Annotated in this window: 20 protein-coding genes; 11 read left to right on the forward strand and 9 right to left on the reverse strand. The window is 66.4% G+C overall.

The window, feature by feature from the left end; all coding sequences use genetic code 11:
- Positions 1-3: 3 nt before the first annotated feature.
- The 4 genes from OKW87_RS03480 to purM all read right to left on the reverse strand — a co-directional run bounded on the left by OKW87_RS03480 (position 4) and on the right by purM (position 2,435).
- Positions 4-213, reverse strand: a complete 210-nt coding sequence (locus OKW87_RS03480) for a hypothetical protein (protein WP_265543978.1) — start codon at positions 211-213, stop codon at positions 4-6.
- A gap of 102 nt (positions 214-315) precedes the next feature.
- The gene (locus OKW87_RS03485) at positions 316-684 is read right to left on the reverse strand and encodes an MmcQ/YjbR family DNA-binding protein (RefSeq protein WP_265542312.1); all 369 of its coding nucleotides are present in this window, start codon (positions 682-684) and stop codon (positions 316-318) included.
- A complete protein-coding gene (gene purN / locus OKW87_RS03490; RefSeq protein ID WP_265543980.1) occupies positions 669-1,190 on the reverse strand; it encodes a phosphoribosylglycinamide formyltransferase in 522 nt (173 codons plus the stop codon). The genes OKW87_RS03485 and purN overlap by 16 nt, the downstream gene beginning before the upstream one ends.
- A 150-nt stretch (positions 1,191-1,340) precedes the next feature.
- Positions 1,341-2,435, reverse strand: coding sequence for a phosphoribosylformylglycinamidine cyclo-ligase (gene purM, locus OKW87_RS03495; protein WP_265542313.1), 1,095 nt, complete (start codon positions 2,433-2,435; stop codon positions 1,341-1,343).
- A 62-nt stretch (positions 2,436-2,497) separates the two neighbouring features.
- Here purM and OKW87_RS03500 point away from each other — a divergent pair, with 62 nt between their 5' ends.
- The 4 genes from OKW87_RS03500 to OKW87_RS03515 are packed head-to-tail and all read left to right on the forward strand — an operon-like array spanning position 2,498 to position 8,080.
- Positions 2,498-3,787, forward strand: coding sequence for a heavy-metal-associated domain-containing protein (locus tag OKW87_RS03500; RefSeq protein ID WP_265542314.1), 1,290 nt, complete (start codon positions 2,498-2,500; stop codon positions 3,785-3,787).
- On the forward strand, positions 3,784-4,389 hold the full coding sequence (locus tag OKW87_RS03505; RefSeq protein ID WP_265542315.1) for a chromosomal replication initiator DnaA: 606 nt from the start codon (positions 3,784-3,786) through the stop codon (positions 4,387-4,389). The genes OKW87_RS03500 and OKW87_RS03505 overlap by 4 nt, the downstream gene beginning before the upstream one ends.
- A gap of 46 nt (positions 4,390-4,435) precedes the next feature.
- On the forward strand, positions 4,436-6,580 hold the full coding sequence (locus OKW87_RS03510; RefSeq protein WP_443025075.1) for an RNA degradosome polyphosphate kinase: 2,145 nt from the start codon (positions 4,436-4,438) through the stop codon (positions 6,578-6,580).
- Between the two features lie 3 nt (positions 6,581-6,583).
- Positions 6,584-8,080: a Ppx/GppA family phosphatase gene (locus OKW87_RS03515; protein WP_265542317.1), complete on the forward strand. Its 1,497-nt coding sequence runs from the start codon at positions 6,584-6,586 to the stop codon at positions 8,078-8,080.
- Positions 8,081-8,096: 16 nt separating this feature from the next.
- Here the strand turns inward: OKW87_RS03515 and OKW87_RS03520 are convergent, their stop codons facing one another.
- Together OKW87_RS03520 and rnd are read right to left on the reverse strand one after the other, a co-directional pair.
- On the reverse strand, positions 8,097-8,387 hold the full coding sequence (locus OKW87_RS03520) for an I78 family peptidase inhibitor (RefSeq protein WP_265542318.1): 291 nt from the start codon (positions 8,385-8,387) through the stop codon (positions 8,097-8,099).
- Entirely contained in the window at positions 8,384-9,556 is a 1,173-nt protein-coding gene (gene rnd, locus OKW87_RS03525; RefSeq protein WP_265543982.1) for a ribonuclease D, read from the reverse strand. Before rnd ends, OKW87_RS03520 begins: the two co-directional genes overlap by 4 nt.
- 187 nt (positions 9,557-9,743) lie before the next feature.
- Here rnd and aspS point away from each other — a divergent pair, with 187 nt between their 5' ends.
- Together aspS and OKW87_RS03535 are read left to right on the forward strand one after the other, a co-directional pair.
- Positions 9,744-11,540 carry an aspartate--tRNA ligase gene (gene aspS / locus OKW87_RS03530; protein WP_265543984.1) on the forward strand — a complete coding sequence of 599 codons (1,797 nt, stop codon included), beginning with the start codon at positions 9,744-9,746 and terminating at the stop codon, positions 11,538-11,540.
- A 218-nt stretch (positions 11,541-11,758) separates the two neighbouring features.
- Positions 11,759-12,544: a polyphosphate kinase 2 family protein gene (locus OKW87_RS03535; RefSeq protein WP_265542319.1), complete on the forward strand. Its 786-nt coding sequence runs from the start codon at positions 11,759-11,761 to the stop codon at positions 12,542-12,544.
- A 9-nt stretch (positions 12,545-12,553) separates the two neighbouring features.
- Here the strand turns inward: OKW87_RS03535 and OKW87_RS03540 are convergent, their stop codons facing one another.
- On the reverse strand, positions 12,554-13,183 hold the full coding sequence (locus OKW87_RS03540; protein ID WP_265542320.1) for a carbonic anhydrase: 630 nt from the start codon (positions 13,181-13,183) through the stop codon (positions 12,554-12,556).
- A 54-nt stretch (positions 13,184-13,237) separates the two neighbouring features.
- Between OKW87_RS03540 and lipA the strand changes: the two genes are divergently transcribed.
- Both lipA and OKW87_RS03550 read left to right on the forward strand, forming a co-directional pair.
- Positions 13,238-14,170 (forward strand): lipoyl synthase, encoded by a 933-nt coding sequence (gene lipA / locus OKW87_RS03545; RefSeq protein ID WP_265542322.1) that lies wholly within the window; start codon positions 13,238-13,240, stop codon positions 14,168-14,170.
- Positions 14,170-14,649 (forward strand): type II toxin-antitoxin system RatA family toxin, encoded by a 480-nt coding sequence (locus OKW87_RS03550; RefSeq protein ID WP_265542324.1) that lies wholly within the window; start codon positions 14,170-14,172, stop codon positions 14,647-14,649. Before lipA ends, OKW87_RS03550 begins: the two co-directional genes overlap by 1 nt.
- Here the strand turns inward: OKW87_RS03550 and OKW87_RS03555 are convergent.
- Positions 14,592-15,110, reverse strand: a complete 519-nt coding sequence (locus tag OKW87_RS03555) for a CinA family protein (protein ID WP_265542325.1) — start codon at positions 15,108-15,110, stop codon at positions 14,592-14,594. The genes OKW87_RS03550 and OKW87_RS03555 overlap by 58 nt on opposite strands.
- 37 nt (positions 15,111-15,147) lie before the next feature.
- Positions 15,148-16,293 carry a bifunctional 2-C-methyl-D-erythritol 4-phosphate cytidylyltransferase/2-C-methyl-D-erythritol 2,4-cyclodiphosphate synthase gene (locus OKW87_RS03560; RefSeq protein ID WP_265542326.1) on the reverse strand — a complete coding sequence of 382 codons (1,146 nt, stop codon included), beginning with the start codon at positions 16,291-16,293 and terminating at the stop codon, positions 15,148-15,150.
- 82 nt (positions 16,294-16,375) lie between these two features.
- Here OKW87_RS03560 and dusB point away from each other — a divergent pair, with 82 nt between their 5' ends.
- The 3 genes from dusB to ntrC are packed head-to-tail and all read left to right on the forward strand — an operon-like array spanning position 16,376 to position 19,886.
- Entirely contained in the window at positions 16,376-17,374 is a 999-nt protein-coding gene (gene dusB / locus OKW87_RS03565; protein ID WP_265542328.1) for a tRNA dihydrouridine synthase DusB, read from the forward strand.
- A complete protein-coding gene (locus tag OKW87_RS03570) occupies positions 17,350-18,447 on the forward strand; it encodes a two-component system sensor histidine kinase NtrB (protein WP_265542331.1) in 1,098 nt (365 codons plus the stop codon). The genes dusB and OKW87_RS03570 overlap by 25 nt, the downstream gene beginning before the upstream one ends.
- Positions 18,444-19,886: a nitrogen regulation protein NR(I) gene (ntrC, locus tag OKW87_RS03575; RefSeq protein ID WP_265542333.1), complete on the forward strand. Its 1,443-nt coding sequence runs from the start codon at positions 18,444-18,446 to the stop codon at positions 19,884-19,886. The genes OKW87_RS03570 and ntrC overlap by 4 nt, the downstream gene beginning before the upstream one ends.
- Positions 19,887-19,907: the final 21 nt, after the last annotated feature.

Raw genomic sequence — 19,907 nt, forward strand, 5'->3', positions numbered from 1 at the left:
CGCCTAGCTGCGACGAGATCCGCCCCTTTGACGGCCCGCCTCCTCGGCTGCGGCGAGCAGGCTGTATCCGGTTTCGGCCGCTGCTTCGGGCGTCATGGCGACGGCGACGCCCGCCGGGCCGTCGAGCATCACCAGGCCCTGTTCGGCTGTCGCGACGCCGCCCTTGGTCTTCGGTTCGACGTGAATCGGCTGGGGAGAAGGTTGCCTGATCATCTCGCGATCCAATTTGCTGCGGGCAGCATCGGCCTGCCGTGAATTTCCCAACTCGGCAGGCAGCGAAAATATCCGGCCTCAACCCGACTGTCCCGTCTCGGGTCAGCGTCCTCCTGCCTCCAACAGACGGCGGGGCGCGGCGAGCTCCCAGCTGCGCGCGATGCGATCGCCGACATGCGCCCAGTCGGGGTCTTCGCCGCCAAGCGCGAGGCCGACCCAGGCGGCGCCGAAATAGGCTACGCGCGAATGGTCGTCGGGCGCAGCCTCTATCAGCATCAACGCTTCCTCGGCATCGGCGGTCTTGACCGCGACGATGGTGCGGCCGACGCCATGATGATCGTGGCGGAACTGGGCGAACATCTTGCCCGCGACGAAGAAGGTCGGCTGGCCGTGGCTGATCCGCTCCTCGGCTTCGGGGAGGTCCAGTGCGATTGCGCGCACCCGATCGAGCGGGTTCAGCGGCTCAGCCATTCGGCGACGATCCGGGGGTAGAGGCGATGTTCGGCGGCGAGCACGCGTTCGGCCAGCGTTTCGGGCGTATCGCGGGCTTCGATCCGAACTTCCGTCTGGCCGAGGATTTCGCCGGCATCCAGCTCTTCGGTGACGAAATGGACCGAGCAGCCGGCGACCATGTCGCCGGCGACCAGCGCGCGGCGGTGGGTGTCGAGGCCCTTATATTTGGGCAACAGCGAGGGGTGGATGTTGACAATCCGCCCCTCCCAGCGCGCGACGAATTCGGCGGAGAGGAGGCGCATATAGCCGGCGAGGGCGATGGCTTCGACGCCGGCGTCGCGGAGCGCGGCGTCGATCGCGGCTTCATATTCGGATTTGGGCACGCCTTTGGGGGAGTGCGCGAAGGTGGCGATGCCATGCTCGCCTGCCCAGACCAGGCCGGCGGCTTCGGGTTTGTCGCTCGCGACCAGGACGACTTCATAGGGGCAGTTTTCGGCGCGGGTGGCTTCGACGAGGGCTGCCATGTTGGAGCCGCGGCCGGAGATGAGGATGCCGAGCTTCTTCACTCTCGTTCCTCTGCGAAGGCAGGGGTCCCGGCTCGGCGCGCAACGCCGAACGCGCTACCGCGCGCAATTGACCTGAAGGGCTGGGCCCCTGCCTTCGCAGGGGAACGGTCATCCGGCATGCGTCGCGCTCCAATTGTCGCGCGCGCTCCAGGTGTCGGCGGGGCCGAATACGGTGCAGCCGCGGGTCCCCGCCTCGATCGCGCCGATCCGGAACACCGTCTCGCCCGCTTCGGTGAGCCCGGCGGCGACCGCCTCCGCATCCTCGGCCGCCACCGCCGCGACCATGCCGATGCCGCAGTTGAAGGTCCGCGCCATTTCCTCGGGCTCGATATTCCCCTGCGCCTGCAGAAAGGCCATCAGGCGCGGGAGCGGCCAAGCGGCGGCGTCGATGCGGGCGTGGCAGCCCTCGGGCAGCACGCGGGGGACATTTTCCAGCAGTCCGCCGCCGGTGATGTGGGCGAGGCCGTGGATGCGGCCCTTGCGGATTTCCGGGAGCAAGCTGCGGACATAGATCCGCGTCGGCGCCATCAGCGCATCGATGAACAGCACATCCTGGTCGAAGACTGCAGGCCGATCGAGCTTCCAGCCCTTGTCGGCCGCGAGGCGGCGGACGAGCGAGAAGCCGTTCGAATGCACGCCGGTCGAGGCGAGGCCGAGGATCATATCGCCGGGGCGGATCGCGCTGCCGTCGAGCAACTGGCTGCGCTCGACCGCGCCGACGCAGAAGCCGGCGAGGTCATAGTCGCCGTCGGCATACATGCCGGGCATCTCGGCGGTCTCGCCGCCGATCAGCGCGCAGCCGGCCTGGCGGCAGCCCTCGGCGATGCTCGCGATGACTCGCTCGGCGACCTGGGGATCAAGCTTCCCACTGGCATAATAATCGAGGAAGAAGAGGGGTTCGGCGCCCTGGACGACCAGATCGTTGGCGCACATCGCGACGAGATCGACCCCGACCCCGTCATGCGCGTCATGCTCGATCGCGAGCTTGAGCTTGGTGCCGACGCCGTCGTTGGCCGCGACGAGCAGCGGATCGCTGAACCCCGCCGCCTTGAGGTCGAACAGACCGCCAAACCCGCCGAGATCGGCGTCGGCGCCGGGGCGGCGGGTGGACTTGGCCAGCGGGCCGATCGCGCGGACCAGGGCATTGCCCGCGGCAATCGAGACGCCCGCCTGGGCGTAGGTATAGGCTTTCGGATCGGTCATCACAGCCGCCTAGCCATTCCGCGCTTGGATTTCCACGCCCGCTTCGCCAAAAGGGCCGCCGCATGCAACTCTCCCGCATTTCCCTGACGCTCGGCCTGGCCAGCGCGCTCGCAATCGCGGGAGCGGCGGGGGTCGTGACTGCGCAGGGGCCGGCCGGCGGCGCCAGCGCGGTGCCGATCGACGCCTCGGGCAGTTTCGAAGTCTCGGGCGTGCAGGTCGATGTCAGCGGCAAGGATGCGGAGACCGCGCGCGAGGGCGGCTGGCGGATTGCCCAACGCAAGGGATGGGATATCCTCGCCCAGCGGCTTGCCGGCAAGAAATCGACATTATCCGATTCGGCGCTCGACGCGATCGTCACCGGCATCGTCATCGAGCGCGAGCAGATCGGCCCCAATCGCTATGTCGCGCGGCTGGGCGTGCTGTTCGACCGGAACAAGTCGGGGGCGATCCTGGGCGTGGCGGTCGCGGTCAGCCAATCGCCGCCGATGCTGCTGCTGCCGCTCGAATATTCGGGCGGGGTGGGGCGCGTGTTCGAGCGCGAGACCGCCTGGGCCCGCGCCTGGAATCGCTTCCGCAGCGGCGGGAGTACGGTCGACTATGTCCGCCTGCGTGGCACCGGACCCGATGCGCTGCTGCTCAATTCTGGCCAGATGCTACGGCGCGGGCGCAATTGGTGGCGCACCGTGCTCGATCAATATGGCGCCAGCGACGTGCTGATCGCCGAGGTCCAGCTGCGCCGCGAATATCCGGGCGGGCCGATCGTCGGCGTGTTTGCCGCCAATCATGGACCTGACAAGCAGCCGATCGCGGGCTTTGCGCTTCGGGTCGACAATGGCGATGCGCTCGACGCGCTGCTCGATGCGGGGGTCCAGCGGCTCGACAAGGCCTATCAGGAAGCATTGTCCTCGGGCGTGCTGCGCACCGACTCGCTTCTCGCGACCCGGCCGCCGCAACCGAAGACCGAGGAACAGAAGAAAGCCGAAGCGGAAGCCGAGGCAGCAGCGGCGGCCGCGGCGGCCGCGGCGGCCGCCGACCCTATGCTCGATACGCCGATGACGACGACGACGGCGAGTTTCACGCTCCAGGTCGAGACGCCGAGTGCGGCTGCGCTGACCGCATCGGAGGCGGCCGTGCGCGGCGTGCCCGGCGTACGCTCGGCCGCCACGACCAGCCTGGCTCTGGGCGGCATATCGGTGATGCGCGTCGTCTATGACGGGCCGATCGCGGGCCTTCGCGCCGCGCTGGAGGCTCGCGGCTGGCAGGTGCAGGAAGGCGCCGGAGTCCTGCGGATTCGCCGGGCTGCGGCGACGGCCACGCCCCCGCCGGCTACGGAAATCCCCGCGCCGCAATGAGCCAGCTGCGCCTGCCGCTGGGCTTGCCCGAAGCGCGCGAGACGGAATTTCTGGTGGGCGAATCGAACGTGCGCGCGGTCAACCAGCTCGAACGCTGGGCGACCTGGCCGGTCATGACGGCATTGCTGGTGGGCCCGCGCAAATCGGGGCGCAGCCTGCTCGCGCGGATATTCGCGGCAAAGAGCGGCGGGCGAATCCTCGATGATGCGGACCGGATGAAGGAAGCGGACGTCTTCCACGCCTGGAACCAGGCGCAACAGGAGCGGCGGCCGTTGCTGATCGTCGCCGAGGCGGCACCGCCCGAATGGCAGATCAAGCTGCCGGACCTGCGCTCGCGGCTGGCCGCCTCGCCGTTGCTCGAAATCGGGGCGCCCGACGATGTGCTGCTGCCGCAATTGGTGGAGCGTGCCTTCGAACGGCATCTGATCCATGCCAAGCCCGACGTGATCGGCTGGATCGCGAAGCGGATCGAGCGTAGCCATATCGCCATCCTGCGCGTTGCAGATGCATTGGAGCTCGAGACCGGCAAGCGCTTGTCGATCCCGGTCGTGCGCGCCACACTCGAAACGAATGGTCTCTTAATTGAAACGGACGACGATTAGCGGCATGCCCAAGGCAGCAAGCACGCCCGCCGCAGAGACAGAAGCGATGAGCGAACCCACGCCCAACGCGGGCAAGCGCTTCTTCAATCGCGAGCTGAGCTGGCTCTCGTTCAACCGCCGCGTGATGGAGGAGGCGTGCAATCCCGCCCATCCGCTGCTGGAGCGGCTGCGCTTCCTGTCGATCTCGGGCAGCAATTTCGACGAATTCTTCATGGTCCGCGTCGCCGGGCTGATGGGGCAGCAGCTGCAGAATATCGAGGCGAGATCCGACGACGGGCTCACCCCGGGACAGCAGCTCGCCGCGATCTCGGCCGAGGCCGAGGTGCTTGCGGACAGCCAGCAGAGCGTGTGGACCGACATCCGCTACCAATTGACCGAGGCCGGCATCGAGGTGCTGGATGCGGACGAGATAGACGGCGAGATCGAGGCGTGGCTGAACGCGCATTTCCGCGAGCAGATCTTTCCGATCCTGACCCCGCAGGCGCTCGATCCTGCGCATCCGTTCCCGTTCATCCCCAACCAGGGATCGAGCGTGATCTTCGATCTCGTCCGCCGATCGGACCGCGAGCCGATTCGCGAGCTGGTGCTGCTGCCGATGACGATGCCGCGCTTCGTGCGGCTGCCCGGCAACCCGGCGCGCTATGTCGCCGTCGACACCATGCTCAAGCGCTTCTCGCATCTGTTGTTCCCGGGATATGATGTGCTCGGCTCGGCGGCGTTCCGGGTGCTGCGCGACAGCGACCTGGAGATCGAGGAAGAAGCCGAGGATCTGGTCCTCACCTTCCGCTCGGCGATCAAGCGCCGGCGCCGCGGCCGAGTGATCCGGCTCGAGATGGAGGAATCGATCTCGCCCGCACTCGAAGCGGTGCTCAAGGAGGAACTGGGCGGCAGCGAGGCGCTGCTGACCGAGACCGGCGGCTTCCTGGGGATCGGCGAGCTATCGATGCTGGTCGACGAAGATCGGCCCGATCTCAAATTCCCCCCTTACACCGCGCGCTTTCCGGAGCGGATCCGCGAATATGGCGGGGATTGCTTCGCCGCAATCCGCGCCAAGGATATCGTCGTCCATCACCCTTATGAGACGTTCGACGTCGTGCTCTCCTTTCTGGGGCAGGCCGCCGCGGACCCGGACGTGGTCGCGATCAAGCAGACGCTCTATCGCGCCGGCAAGCAGCCGCAGGTGATCAACGCGCTGATCGCGGCAGCCGAGGCCGGCAAGTCGGTCACTGCGGTGGTAGAGCTCAAGGCGAGGTTCGACGAGGAGCAGAATCTGCTCTGGGCAACCGCGCTGGAGCGGGCGGGCGTCCAGGTCGTCTACGGCTTCATCGACTGGAAGACCCACGCCAAGGTTTCGATGGTAGTTCGACGCGAAGGGGCGATGTTCCGCACCTACTGCCATTTCGGCACGGGCAATTACCACCCGGTGACCGCGCGCATCTATACCGATCTGAGCTTCTTCACCGCCGATCCGCGGATGGGCCGCGATGCCGCGCAAATCTTCAACTACGTGACCGGCTATGTCGAACCGGCGGGGCTCGATTTGATGTCGATCTCGCCGCGCGCGCTGCGCAACGATCTGGTCGCGCTGATCGACGACGAGATCGACCATGCCCGCAAGGGGCGTCCGGCGGCGATCTGGGCGAAGATGAACTCGATCGTCGATCCCGCGGTGATCGAGAAACTGTACGAGGCGAGCAATGCCGGGGTGGAGATCGACCTGATCATCCGCGGCATCTGTTGCCTGCGGCCGGGCGTTGCCGGGATGTCGGAGAATATTCGGGTCAAATCGATCGTCGGGCGCTTCCTCGAGCATAGCAGGATCTGGGCGTTCGGCGCGGGCAAGGGGCTGCCGAGCGACGCGGCGAAGGTCTTCATGTCGTCGGCCGACTGGATGCCGCGCAACTTCGATCGGCGCGTCGAATTCATGCTGCCGATCCTGAACCCGACGGTGCACGATCAGGTGATCGATCAGGTGATGGTCGCCAATCTGCTGGACAACGAGCAGAGCTGGCTCCTCCAGCCCGACGGCCGCTATGCGCGGGTGCAGCCGGGCGAGGAGGGGGGCTTCAACCTCCACCGCTATTTCATGACCAATCCTTCGCTTTCGGGACGCGGGGCGGCGCTCGAATCGCGCAAGCCGGTGCCCAAATTGTCGCTGAAGCGCCGCCGTTCGGCCAAGAAGGAGGCCTGAGCCTTGGCGACCCAGCTCTTCGCGAAGCGCCGGCAGGAACAAGCGCCCGCCTCGGCACGTGTCGGGATCATCGACATCGGTTCGAACTCTGTGCGGCTCGTCGTTTATGAGGGCGCGGCGCGGCTGCCCTGCATCCTGTTCAACGAGAAGGTGATGGCCGGGCTCGGTCGTTCGCTGAGCGACACCGGGGCGATCGATTCGGGCAGCCTGGCGATGGCGCGCGCGGCGATGGCGCGCTTCGCCCTGCTGGCGCGCGAGATGCAGGTACAGGAATTGCGCACGGTGGCGACCGCCGCGGTGCGCGACGCGAGCAATGGCGGCGAACTGATCGCAGCTGCCAAGGCGCTCGGCCTCGACGTCGAGTTGCTCAGCGGCCAGGAAGAGGCCACCGCTTCGGGGATGGGCGTGCTTTCGGGCATTCCCGATGCGGACGGCATCGTCGGCGATCTGGGCGGGGGCAGCCTGGAGCTGGTCCGCGTCGTCGCCGGCACCGTGACCAACCGCGCTTCCTTCCCGCTCGGCGTGCTGCGGCTCGGCGCGTTCCGCAAGGATCGCGGCGCCCTGGATCGCGCGATCGCCACTTATGTCGAGGAAGCGGGCTGGCAAGGGCGGGGCGCCGGTCTGCCTTTCTATCTGGTCGGCGGATCGTGGCGGTCGCTCGCCAAGCTCGACATGCACCTGTCCGATTATCCGCTGCCCATTCTCCACCAATATCCGCTTTCGGTGGCGCGGATCGGCGAGCTGTCCGGGGCACTGGGAGCGATGTCCAAATCGGCGCTCAAGGGTGTCCCGGACCTGTCAAGCGCGCGGCTGCCGACGCTGGGCGATGCGACCGCGCTGCTGATCGGGGTGCTGAAGCATCTTGGCAGCAGCGAGACGATCGTCTCGGCCTATGGCCTGCGCGAAGGGCTGCTTTACCAGCGCCTGTCGACCGAGCAGCGGCAGGAAGACCCGCTTATCGCCGCCGCTCGTGACGAGGGTCAGCGAGTTGGCCGCTTCCCCGAGCATGGCGACCTGCTCGATGCCTGGATCGCGCCCTTGTTCGAAGGCGAGCCGTCCGAGACCGCGCGGCTGCGGCATGCCGCCTGCCTGCTCGCCGATGTTGGCTGGCGCGCCAATCCCGAATTCCGTGCCGAGCGTGGCCTCGAGACCGGGCTGCACGGCAATTGGGTGGGTATCGACTCGGAAGGCCGGGCGCTCTTGGCGCAGGCGCTGTTTACCTCGCTGGGCGGCAACATGCGGACGCCCGAGCCGCTGGGACGGCTCGCGTCAACCGATGCACTCACTTTGGCGAAGCGCTGGGGACTGGCCATGCGGCTGGGGCAGCGGCTGAGCGCAGGCGTGGCGGCGCCGCTGCGGCGCACGCGGCTGGCGATCGAGGAGGATGCGCTCTTGCTGTGCGTCGAAGGCGCGGACGAAGCGCTGTACGGCGATGCGGTGGCCAAGCGGCACCGGGCGCTGGCGGGCGCGTTCGGCCTGCACCCGGTGCTGGAAGTCTGAGCTTCCCGCGCGAAGCTCAGCCGCAGCTGGTGCTGGCGATCTTGCCGTTGTCGTCCAGGTTCAGGTTCAGCCGCTCTTCCCGATAGTCCTTGGTCACCATCATCCCCGGGCTGATCCAGCGCAGCGTCGTCGCCCCCGACAAACGCAGCGCCTCGCTCGCGACCTGCTCGCTGCGGGTCTTGCCGATCAGCGCGCCGAGGCCCTCGTTCGCGCATTTTCCGGTAACAGGTACGGGGACCTGCGGGCGGTCGCCATAGGTGCAGCCGGCGGCGGCGAGAGCGATGAGGGGAAGGGTAAAGCGGATCATGATGGCTCCTCGGTGCGAGTCATCTTCAGCTTATTGTTCTTGACCGTGAACCCCAGCTGACCCTCGACCAGTTCGAGCGCGTCGCGCCCGAATTGCTCGAACCGCCAACCCTCGAGGATCGACAATCCCTCGCGCTGCCCGGCAGCGAGCGCCTCCAGATCGTCGGTGCGCGCCAGCAGCTTGGCGGCGACGTTGATCTCCTTGGCGCGGATCTTGAGCAGCAGCTTGAGCAGATCGGCGACGAGCGCGCCGTCCTTGCCCAGCGCCGGCTTGCGATCGTCGCGCGCGGGCATCTCGTCTGACGACATCGGCGTCGCGGCCTCCAGCGCCGCCATCATCCGCGCGCCGATATCATTGCCGGCCCAGGCGGTGGAGAGCCCGCGGACGCGGCCGAGATCGGCCTGTTTCTTGGGCGGCGTGCCGGCGAGATCGGCGAGCGTCTCGTCCTTGATGATCCGGCCGCGCGGCAGATCCTTGCCCTGCGCCTCCAGCTCGCGCCAGCGGGCGAGCGCCTTCAGCCGGCCCAGCACTTCGGGCTTGCGGCTGGAAACGCGGACGCGCTGCCACGCTTCATCGGGATCGTTGTGATAATTTTCGGGGTCGGCGAGCCGTTCCATCTCCTGGTCGAGCCAGGCGCCGCGTCCCGTTTTCCGAAGCTTGTCGAGCATCTTGGGAAAGATTTCGGAGAGATAGGTGACGTCGCAGATCGCGTAATCGATCTGGCGCTTGTCGAGCGGGCGGCGCGCCCAATCGGTGAAGCGCGCGCCCTTGTCGACGGTGATGCCCAGGTAGGTGTCGACCAGGTTCGAATAGCCGATCTGCTCGCCTTGCCCCAGCGCCATGGCGGCAACCTGGGTATCGAACAGAGGATGCGGGGTCTTGCCGGTGAGATTGTAGACGATCTCGATATCCTGGCCGCCGGCGTGGAAGACCTTCAGGACATCCTCATTCTGGGTCATCAGATCGAGCAGGGGCTTCATGTCGATCCCGCCCATCGGATCGATCGCCGCGGCTTCCTCGTCGTCGGCGATCTGGATCAGGCAGAGCTCGGGCCAATAGCTGTTCTCCCGCATGAACTCGGTGTCCACGCAGATGTAGGGCTTGGTGGCGAAACGCGCGCAGAGATTGGCGAGGGCGGCGGAATCCTCGATCAGGCCATGGATATGCATCATGGCCCCATAGACAGGTCTGCGGGTTGACAAAAGGGTGTGTGACAGGAAAGCGCGCAACAACTCCACCAACCCGTCACCCCCGCGAAAGCGGGGGCCCATCTCCCGCCGCCGCCGCGGGCTGATATGGTAGGAGATGGATCCCCGCCTGCGCGGGGATGACGAAGAAGAAGAAAAGACAAGCACGATGCACGCCTATCGCACCCATAATTGCGCCGAACTGCGCGACACCCATGTCGGCCAGGAAGTGCGCCTCTCGGGCTGGGTGCATCGCAAGCGCGATCATGGCGATCTGGTCTTCATCGACTTGCGCGACCATTATGGCATCACCCAGATCGTCACCGACATCAGCGGCCCGGCGTTCGAAGCCATCGAGTCGCTGCGCAGCGAATCGGTGGTGACGGTGACCGGCAAGGTCGTCGCGCGCGACGAGAGCGTGGTGAACCCGAACCTGCCGACCGGCGCCGTGGAAGTCCGCGTCGCCGATGTCGTCGTCCAGTCCGCGGCGCAGGAGCTGCCGCTTCCCGTGTTCGGCGAGGCCGAATATCCGGAGGAAATCCGCCTCCGCTATCGCTATCTCGATCTGCGCCGCGAGCGGCTCCATAAGAATATCATGCTGCGATCGAACGTCATCGCGTCGCTCCGCCGTCGGATGATCGACCAGGGCTTTACCGAATTCCAGACCCCGATCCTCACCGCGAGCAGCCCCGAGGGCGCGCGCGACTATCTCGTCCCCAGCCGCGTCCATCCCGGCAAATTCTATGCGCTCCCCCAGGCGCCGCAGATGTTCAAGCAGCTGCTGATGGTCGCGGGCTTCGATCGCTATTTCCAGATCGCCCCTTGCTTCCGCGACGAGGATGCCCGCGCCGATCGTAGCCCGGGTGAATTCTACCAGCTCGATTTCGAGATGAGCTTCGTCACGCAGGACGATGTTTTCGCAGCGATCGAGCCGGTGCTCCACGGCGTGTTCGAGGAATTCGCCGATTGGGAAGGGAAGGGCCGCAGCGTCTCCGCATTGCCGTTCAAGCGCATTCCGTACCGTGAATCGATGCTGAAATACGGCAACGACAAGCCCGATCTGCGCAACCCGATCCTGATCAGCGACGTCTCCGAGCATTTCAAGGGCTCGGGCTTCAGCCGCTTCGCCTCGATGGTCGAAGAAGGCAGCGTCGTCCGCGCCATCCCCGCGCCCAATACCCACGAGAAGAGCCGGAAGTTCTTCGACGACATGAACAGCTGGGCGCAGAGCGAGGGCTTCCCGGGCCTCGGCTATGCCACCCAGAAGGACGGCGTGTTCGGCGGCCCGATCGCCAACAATCACGGCCAGGAGGGGATGAAGGCGATCGCCGACGCGCTCGGTCTCGGCCCGAACGACGGCATCTTCTTCGCCGCGGGCAAGGAAGCGCAGGCCGCCAAGCTCGCCGGCCTGGCGCGTACCCGCGCCGCCGAGCAGCTCGAACTGGTCGACCAGAGCCGCTTTGAATTCTGCTGGATCGTCGATTTCCCGATGTTCGAATATGACGAGGACGCCAAGAAGGTCGATTTCAGCCACAACCCCTTCTCGATGCCGCAGGGCGAGATGGAGGCGCTGACGACCAAGGACCCGCTCGACATCCTGGCCTATCAATATGACATCGTCTGCAACGGCGTGGAGCTGAGCTCGGGCGCGATCCGGAACCACAAGGCCGAGATCATGTACAAGGCGTTCGAGATCGCCGGCTACACGCAGGCGCAGGTCGACAGCGACTTTGCCGGCATGATCAACGCCTTCAAGTTCGGCGCGCCCCCGCATGGTGGCTCGGCGCCGGGGGTGGATCGGATCGTGATGCTGCTCGCGGGCGAGCCGAACATTCGTGAGGTCGTGGTCTTCCCGATGAACCAGCGGGCGGAGGATCTGATGATGCAGGCGCCGGCCGAGGTGAGCCCGCGGCAGTTGAAGGAACTGAGCATCAAGCTGGCGAGCGACGGCCCGAAGGCGGGGTAGCTATATCCCTCCCCTTGTGGGAGAGGGAGGGAGCCGATGAAATCGGCGGAAGGGTGAGGGGGAGTGTGTCTCACCAGACGTCCCCCTCATCCTTCCCACTGCTGCGCAGCGGGCCCATTATCAGGTCGGCCATGCTCCCAGCATGGCCTGAACAGCGCGGGGCGCTGTTCACCTGATGATCTTCTCCCACAAGGGGAGAAGGAGTGTTACGGTCGCCCATGACCATAAAACTCAGCGACTATGAAGCCGGCGACAAGTTCGACGGCGACTATGACGAAGCTCTCGCCAAGCTCCAGAAGCACCTCTCCCACATCCATTACGCCCACATCGTCCACAAACGCCGCGCCGTGATCCTGTTCGAGGGCTGGGATGCGGCGGGGAAAGGCGGGATCATCAAACGCCTGACCGGCGAGTGGGACCCGCGTTATTTCGAGGTATGGCCGATCTCGGCGCCCACCGACGAGGAGAAGGCGCATCATTTCCTCTGGCGCTTCTGGCGCCGCCTCCCGCCGGTTCACAATATCTCGATCTTCGATCGCAGCTGGTATGGCCGCGTCCTCGTCGAGCGGGTCGAGGGCTTCGCCACCAAGGACGAATGGAAGCGCGGCTATTCCGAGATCAACGATTTCGAGGCGCAGCAGGTCGCCAACGGTACGACGCTGATCAAGATCTTCGTCCATGCGACGCAGAAAACCCAGGACAAAAGGCTCGCCGACCGGCTGGAGCATCCCTGGAAACGCTGGAAGACAGGGCTCGACGATTATCGCAACCGCGCCCGCCGTGCCGACTATCTCGAGGCTATGCACGACATGTTTCGCGAGACCGACACCAAGACGGCGCCGTGGATCGTCATCGACGGCAACAACAAGAAGGCCGCACGGATCGCGGCGCTGACGGCGATCGCCGAGGCGCTGGAGGCACATGTGCCGATGGACCCGCCGCAGCTCGATCCCGAAGTGGAGCGGGTCGCGCGCGAGGCGCTGGGGCTGGCGGCCGTAGACTAAGCGTACCGATCAGGCCGGGGCGAAGGCACCCGATTCGTCCATCACGTGGAGGACGCCGTCGGAAATTGCGAAATAAGCGCCGTGGATCTTCAACCTGCCCGCCGCTTCGCGCTCGGGGATGAAGGGGAAGGTGCGCAGGTTGGCGATCGATACGCGAACCGTCTCGAGCTCGAGCGCATGAACCGCCTCGGGGCCCGTGCCATGCTCGGCGATGATGCGATCGCGCGCTTCGTCGAGCATATCGACCCAGTGCGCGATAAAGCCGCCTTCGCCCGGGGGGCTGCCGGCAAAGCGCTGGGTCAGCGCGGCGTGGACGCCGCCGCATTTACCATGCCCCATCACCACGATCTCGCTGACTTCGAGCTGGGTGACCGCGAATTCGAGCGCAGCCGACACGCCATGGCGCTGCCCGTCACTCTCGAACGGCGGCACCAGATTGGCGACGTTGCGCACGACGAAGATCTCGCCGGGCGAGGTATCGAAGATCTGGGCGGGATCGACTCGGCTGTCCGAGCAGGCGATCACCATCACCTTGGGGCTCTGCCCTTCGGACAATTCGGTCCAGCGCTCGCGGTGGCGACGATATTCGGAGAGGCGGAAGCGGGCATAGCCCTCGAGAAGGTCTGAAATGTCGCTCATGGGTCTCCTCTAGCGCGTGTTGTAACGGCTTCAAGCCATCGCTAGATGCGTTGCATGAACGAGCTCACTCCGCTGCCCCGCCCGGAACGCGTCCGCAAGCCGGACTGGATCCGGGTGAAGGCCCCGACCTCGGCGGGGTTCGCCGCCACCCGCGCGCTGATGCGCTCGAAAAATTTGACGACGGTGTGCGAAGAGGCCGCCTGTCCGAATATCGGCGAGTGCTGGAGCAAGAAGCACGCGACGGTGATGATCCTGGGCGACACCTGCACCCGCGCCTGCGCCTTCTGCAACGTGAAGACCGGCATGCCGCGCGCAGTCGACCCGATGGAGCCCGAGCATGTCGCCGAGGCCGCGGCGCAGATGGGGCTGGCGCATATCGTCGTGACTTCGGTCGATCGCGACGACCTGCCAGATGGCGGCGCGAAGCAGTTCGTGAAGGTGATCGAGGCGATACGCCGCTCGAATCCGACGACGACGATCGAGATCCTGACTCCCGATTTCCGCAACAAGCATGAAGCCGCGGTCGAGATGATCGTCGCGGCGCGGCCCGACGTCTATAACCACAATCTCGAGACGGTGCCGCGGCTCTATCCGACGATCCGTCCCGGCGCGCGCTACTACGCGTCGCTGCGGCTGCTCGAGTCGGTGAAGAAGCTAGATCCGTCGATCTTCACCAAATCGGGCATCATGCTGGGCTTGGGCGAAGAGCGGCTCGAAGTGCATCAGGTGATGGACGACATGCGCTCCGCCGACGTCGATTTCCTGACGATGGGGCAATATCTCCAACCGACCCCGCGCCACGCCAAGGTGCAGGATTTCGTGCCCCCCGCCGCGTTCAACGCCTATGGCGCGATCGCCCGGGCGAAGGGCTTCCTTTTGGTCGCCTCCTCCCCGCTGACCCGTTCCAGTTACCATGCCGGCGACGACTTCGCGAAGATGCGCGACGCCCGCGCGCTGAAGCTGGCCAAGGTTGCCGCGACGGTCTGATGCCCAAGCATAGCGAGACGCGTTCGCTTCCCTATACGCCCGAGCAGATGTTCGATCTGGTCGCCGACGTGGCGCGCTATCCGGAGTTCCTGCCCTGGGTCAGCGCGATCCGGGTGCGATCGAACGGCGATACGGCGATGGTCGCGGACATGATCGTCGGGTTCAAGGGGCTGCGCGAGACCTTCACCTCCAAGATCGAGAAGGAGCGCCCGGGGCACCTCCGCGTCGATTATCTGGATGGACCGCTCAAGCATCTGACCAACGACTGGAAGTTCCGCTCGGACGGAAAAGGCGGCTGCCTGGTCGACTTCTGCGTCGATTTCGCGTTCAAGAACCGCGTGTTCGAGATGCTTGCGGGGCAGGTCTTCGATCGCGCGCTTCGCAAGATGATCAACGCCTTCGAAGAGCGCGCGGCGCGGCTCTATGGCGACTCGGGCGCGCCGGGCATCAGCAGTTCGAGCGCGCAGAGCGCCGCCTGAAGGCGAACCCCGCCGCGACCGTCATTCTCGAACAGCCGCGTATCCGCGACGATATGCTTGGGGTCCGCCCCGCGCTCGGCCTGGGCGAACACGACCGTGCCGACAGGCTTCTTCTCGGTGCCGCCATCGGGGCCGGCAATGCCGGTGATGGCGACCGCCACATCGGCGTTGCTGCGGGCGAGCGCGCCCTGCGCCATGCTCCAGGCAACCGCAATCGATACCGAACCGAACGTCTCCAGCACATCGGTGCTGACCTTGAGTATCTCGGTCTTCGCCTCGTTCGAATAAGTGACGAAGCCGACTTCGAACACGTCGGAAGAGCCCGGAAGCTCGGTAAGTGCCGCGCTCACGAGACCGCCGGTGCAGCTTTCGGCGACCGCGACGCGACGACCCACGGCGCGGTTCGCCTCGATCACCTTGCGTGCGGATTCGAGCAGACGGGCCGGGAGAATCGTGTCCATGCTCAGGCCTCTGCCACTGCGCCGCTACGGAAGCGAGTCATGGGTTGCTGTCGGGCACGCGCACCGTCGCGATGGCCTGTGCGGCCATGCCTTCGCCGCGCCCGGTGAAGCCCAGCCGTTCGGTGGTGGTGGCCTTCACGCTGACACGTGAGGCGGGCAGCGCCAGGATGTCGGCGATGCTCGCGCGGATCGCCTCACGATGCGGACCGATCTTGGGCGCTTCGCAGATCAGGGTCAGATCCAGGAAATCGATCACTCCGCCCTGCGCCCGGATCAGCGCGGCGGCATGCTCCAGGAAGCGCGCCGAGGCGGCGCCGCGCCATTTCGGATCGCTGGGCGGGAAGTGCATGCCGATGTCGCCGGCGCCGATCGTGCCGAGAAGGGCGTCGGTGATGGCATGGAGCGCAACATCGGCGTCGCTATGGCCCGAAAGGCCCTTGTCGTGCGGTACAAGAACCCCGCCGAGCCACAGCTGTTCGCCGGCTTCGAGGCGGTGGACGTCGTAGCCCTGCGCGGTGCGGACGCGCAACGTGGCGGCATGGCGCGCCTCGGCGGCGGCGAAGTCGGCGGGGTGGGTGATCTTTTCGAGCATGGGGTCTCCGGGGACGAGCGCTACGCGGCGGCCCAGTTCGCGAACCATCTGAGCGTCGTCGGTCGCCTCCTTGTCCTGCGGCCAGGCGCGGTGCGCTTCTACTATGGCGTCGAAACGAAAGACCTGGGGGGTCTGGACCCGCACAAGACCTTCGCGCGGCACGGTTTCGCCGAGGCCGCCTTCGTCGCGTGCCAGGGTATCGGCGACGGGAAGCGCGGGGAGGGCGCCGTCATAGCTTTCGAGGGCAGCGAGCAGCGAGCCTATGACAGGCGCAGAGAGGAAGGGGCGGGCGGCGTCGTGGATCAGCACGCGGTCGACTCCCTCCAAGGCGTCAAGACCCTTGCCGACCGACTCGCGGCGGGTCGGGCCACCGATCACGAACGACACGGGCCCAAGGGCAACTTCCAGCGCCTCTTGCTGGCCTTCGCCGATCACCACCAGGACTTCGTCTATCGCCGGATGCGCAGACAGTGTGGCATGGCTGTGGGCGAGCATCGGCTTCCCGGCGACCATCGCGAACTGCTTGGGCAAAAGGGTGCCGGCCCGGACGCCCTGTCCGGCGGCAACGATCAGCGCTGCGGTCTTGCCCATGCCGCGCGCCCTAGCCGGAGACGCTCGGCTTGCCAATCGCGGCGTGGACGGCTAGGCGCATTGCCTAATTTTCAGGCAGATCATGCGCGAACTCTCCCCCATCCAGATCGGTCCGGTGACGATCGACGCGCCGGTGTTGCTCGCGCCGATGACCGGCGTCACCGACCTGCCGTTCCGCCGCGTCGTGCGCCGCCACGGTTCGGGGCTCAACGTCACCGAGATGGTGGCGAGCCAGGCGGCGATCCGCGAGACCCGCCAGTCGATCCAGAAATTCGCCTGGGATCCGATCGAGGATCCCGTGTCGATGCAGCTGGTCGGCTGCACGCCCTATGAGATGGGCGAAGCGGCGCGGCTGAGCCAGGATCGCGGGGCGGCGATCGTCGACATCAATATGGGCTGCCCGGTGCGCAAGGTGACCAGCGGCGACGCGGGATCAGCGCTGATGCGCGATCTCAAGCTGGCGGGTTCGCTGATCGAGGCGTGCGTCAAGGCCGTGTCGGTGCCGGTGACCGTCAAGATGCGGATGGGCTGGGACCATGACAGCCTGAATGCGCCCGAACTGGCGCGCATCGCGCAGGACCTCGGCGCGAAGATGGTCACCGTCCACGGCCGCACCCGCAACCAGATGTACAAGGGCAGCGCCGACTGGAGCTTCATCCGCCGGGTGAAGGATGCGGTGTCGATCCCGGTGATCGCCAATGGCGACGTCTGCACGATCGAGGAAGCGCGCGAGGCGCTGCGCCAATCCGGCGCCGACGGGGTGATGATCGGCCGTGGCGCCTATGGCCGCCCCTGGGTGCTGCGCCAGATGATGGACGCGCTGACCGGAAAGGGCGAGCGCGCAGATCCGTCGCTCGATGAACAATATCGAATCATTACCGACCATTATGCGGACAGCCTTGCGCTTTATGGCAAGGAAGTCGGCGTCAACATGATGCGCAAGCATATCGGCTGGTACACCAAGGGCATCCATGGCTCGGCCGAGTTCCGCAACAAGGTGAACCAGCAGGCCGATCCGCAGGTGGTGCTGGACATGCTCGCCGAATTCTACGCGCCGTGGCTTTCCCGCGCGGCGGCCTGAGGCGCAGCCGGCCCTTGCCGGCTGCTGCCCCGAATTTTGCCGAGCTGTTCGCCGGGCTGCCGGTCGCGGTGTTCGTGATCGATCCCGACGGGCGCATCGCGCATGCCAACGCTGCCTGCGAGCTGCTGCTCAACCACAGCGAATCGAGCATGATCGGCCAGCCCTATGAGTCGGTGCTGCACCCGCCCGAGGATTATGCCGATCGCCGCGACGGCCATGGCTTCGCCGCCTTCGATATCGAGATCGAAGCGGTGCGGGGGCCGCGCTTTCGCGTCGATTTCGTCGAGACGTTGGTGGCCGATCATCCCGGCTGGCGGATCGTGACGCTCCACCACGCGCCGCAATCGCGCCGTGTGGCACAGGGCGCGGACCGGACTGCGGGCGCGCGGGCCGCGGTGGGCGCGGCGGCGATGCTGGCGCATGAGATCAAGAACCCGCTCTCCGGCATCCGCGGCGCGGCGCAATTGCTGGGCGCGAGCGGCGAGGATGGCGAGCTCACCGAGCTGATAACCACCGAAGTCGATCGCATCGTCGCTTTGATCGATCGGATGCAGGATTTTACCGACACCCGCCCGCTCAAGCTGGCGCCTACCAATGTCTATCCGTTGCTGGGTCACGCACGCCGGGTCGCGCTGGCCGGATTCGCGCGGGGAATGGTGATCGAGGAGCGCTTCGATCCCTCGCTGCCGCCGGTGCTGATCGATCCCGACGCTTTCCTGCAAGTATTGCTCAACCTGCTCAAGAATGCAGCCGAGGCGCTGACCGGCCTGGCTCAGCCGCGGATCACCCTCGCCACCGCCTATCGCCACGGAATGTCGGTGAGCACTGGGGCAGGCAGGCCGCGCCAGCCGCTACCGATCGAGATTTTGGTTATCGACAATGGACGGGGCGCGCCGGCCGACATCGCCGACCATCTGTTCGAACCGTTCGTGTCGGGCAAGCCCGAAGGGCAGGGGCTGGGACTCCCGCTCGTCGAAAAGCTGGTCCGCGACATGGGCGGGATCGTGCAATATGCCCGAGAGCGCGAGCCCGAAGTGACGGTGTTTCGCATCCTGCTGCCGAGGGCTGCATGAAGGGCTCGGTTCTGATCGTCGACGACGATCGCGCGATTCGCACGGTGGTGGCCGCCGCATTGCGCCGCGAAGGCCATACCGTCGTTACGGCGGCCAGCGTTGGGGAGTTGCACCGGGCGCTCGCGGCGGATCTTCCGGACGTGCTGGTGACGGACGTGGTGCTGCCCGACGGCAATGGGCTCGACGTCGTGGCGAAGCTGACCACCGAGCATCCCAACCTGCCGGTGATCGTCTTCTCGGCCCAGAACACGCTGGCAACCGCGGTTCGCGCGACCGAAGTCGGCGCGTTCGACTATCTTCCCAAGCCGTTCGATCTCGACGTGCTGGCGCAGGCGGTGCGCGGCGCGATGGCGAAGGGCAGGCGGCAGCCGGCCGACTTGCCCGATTCCGAGGTCGGCGGCGGCCCGTCGCTGATCGGGCGTTCGCCCGCGATGCAGGAGGTCTATCGGGTCATCGCCCGGGTCGTTTCCAATGACCTTACCGTGCTGATCTCGGGCGAGTCGGGCACCGGCAAGGAACTTGTCGCGCAGGCGATTCACGATCTCGGGCCGCGCCGCCGTGCGCCATTCGTGGCGCTCAACATGGCGGCGATCCCGCGCGAGCTGATCGAGGCCGAGCTGTTCGGCCATGAGCGCGGCGCCTTCACCGGCGCGGCGAGCCGAGTCGCGGGCAAGTTCGAGCAGGCGGCGGGGGGCACCCTGTTCCTCGACGAGATCGGCGACATGCCGATGGATGCCCAGACGCGGCTGCTGCGCGTGCTCCAGTCGGGCGAATTCACCACCGTCGGCGGCGCACGCACGATCCGCGCCGACGTCCGCATCGTCGCCGCGACCAACAAGGATCTGACCCAGCTCGTGCAGATCGGCCAGTTTCGCGAGGATCTGTTTTACCGGCTCAACGTGGTACCGGTGGCGCTGCCGTCGCTGCGCGAGCGGCGGCAGGACGTGCCGTTGCTGGCGCGCCATTTCCTGGATCGCGCGGCCGAGGACGGGCTGCCCAGGAAGCAGCTCGACCGCGACGCGGTGGCGGTGCTCGAAAATTACGACTGGCCGGGCAATGTCCGCGAGCTCGAAAATCTGATGCGCCGCATCGCCGCGCTGAGCCGCGACGAGTGGGTCGATGCCGAATCGATCCGTCGATCGCTCGGCGAGGCGGGCAGCGCGCAGCCGACGGCGGGCGATGCCGGGATCGAAGCCGCGGTGCGCGCGCGGCTCGAGCGGATCGCGATCGAGGAGCCCCGCGCGCTCGATGACGGGACGCTCTACGACCGGATCATCGGCGAAGTGGAGCGTCCGCTGATCGAAGCGATGCTGGCGCGGCACCAGCAAAATCAGCTGCGAGCCGCACGCGCGCTTGGAATCAACCGCAATACCTTGCGCAAGCGGCTCGACACGCTCGGCATCGAAATGGCCGGAAATCGTTCGGATGGTGCCGATTAGCGACAACTGACCGATTTTGTG

Origin of the sequence: Sphingomonas sp. M1-B02, assembly GCF_026167525.1 — a bacterium.
GTDB lineage: Bacteria > Pseudomonadota > Alphaproteobacteria > Sphingomonadales > Sphingomonadaceae > Sphingomonas.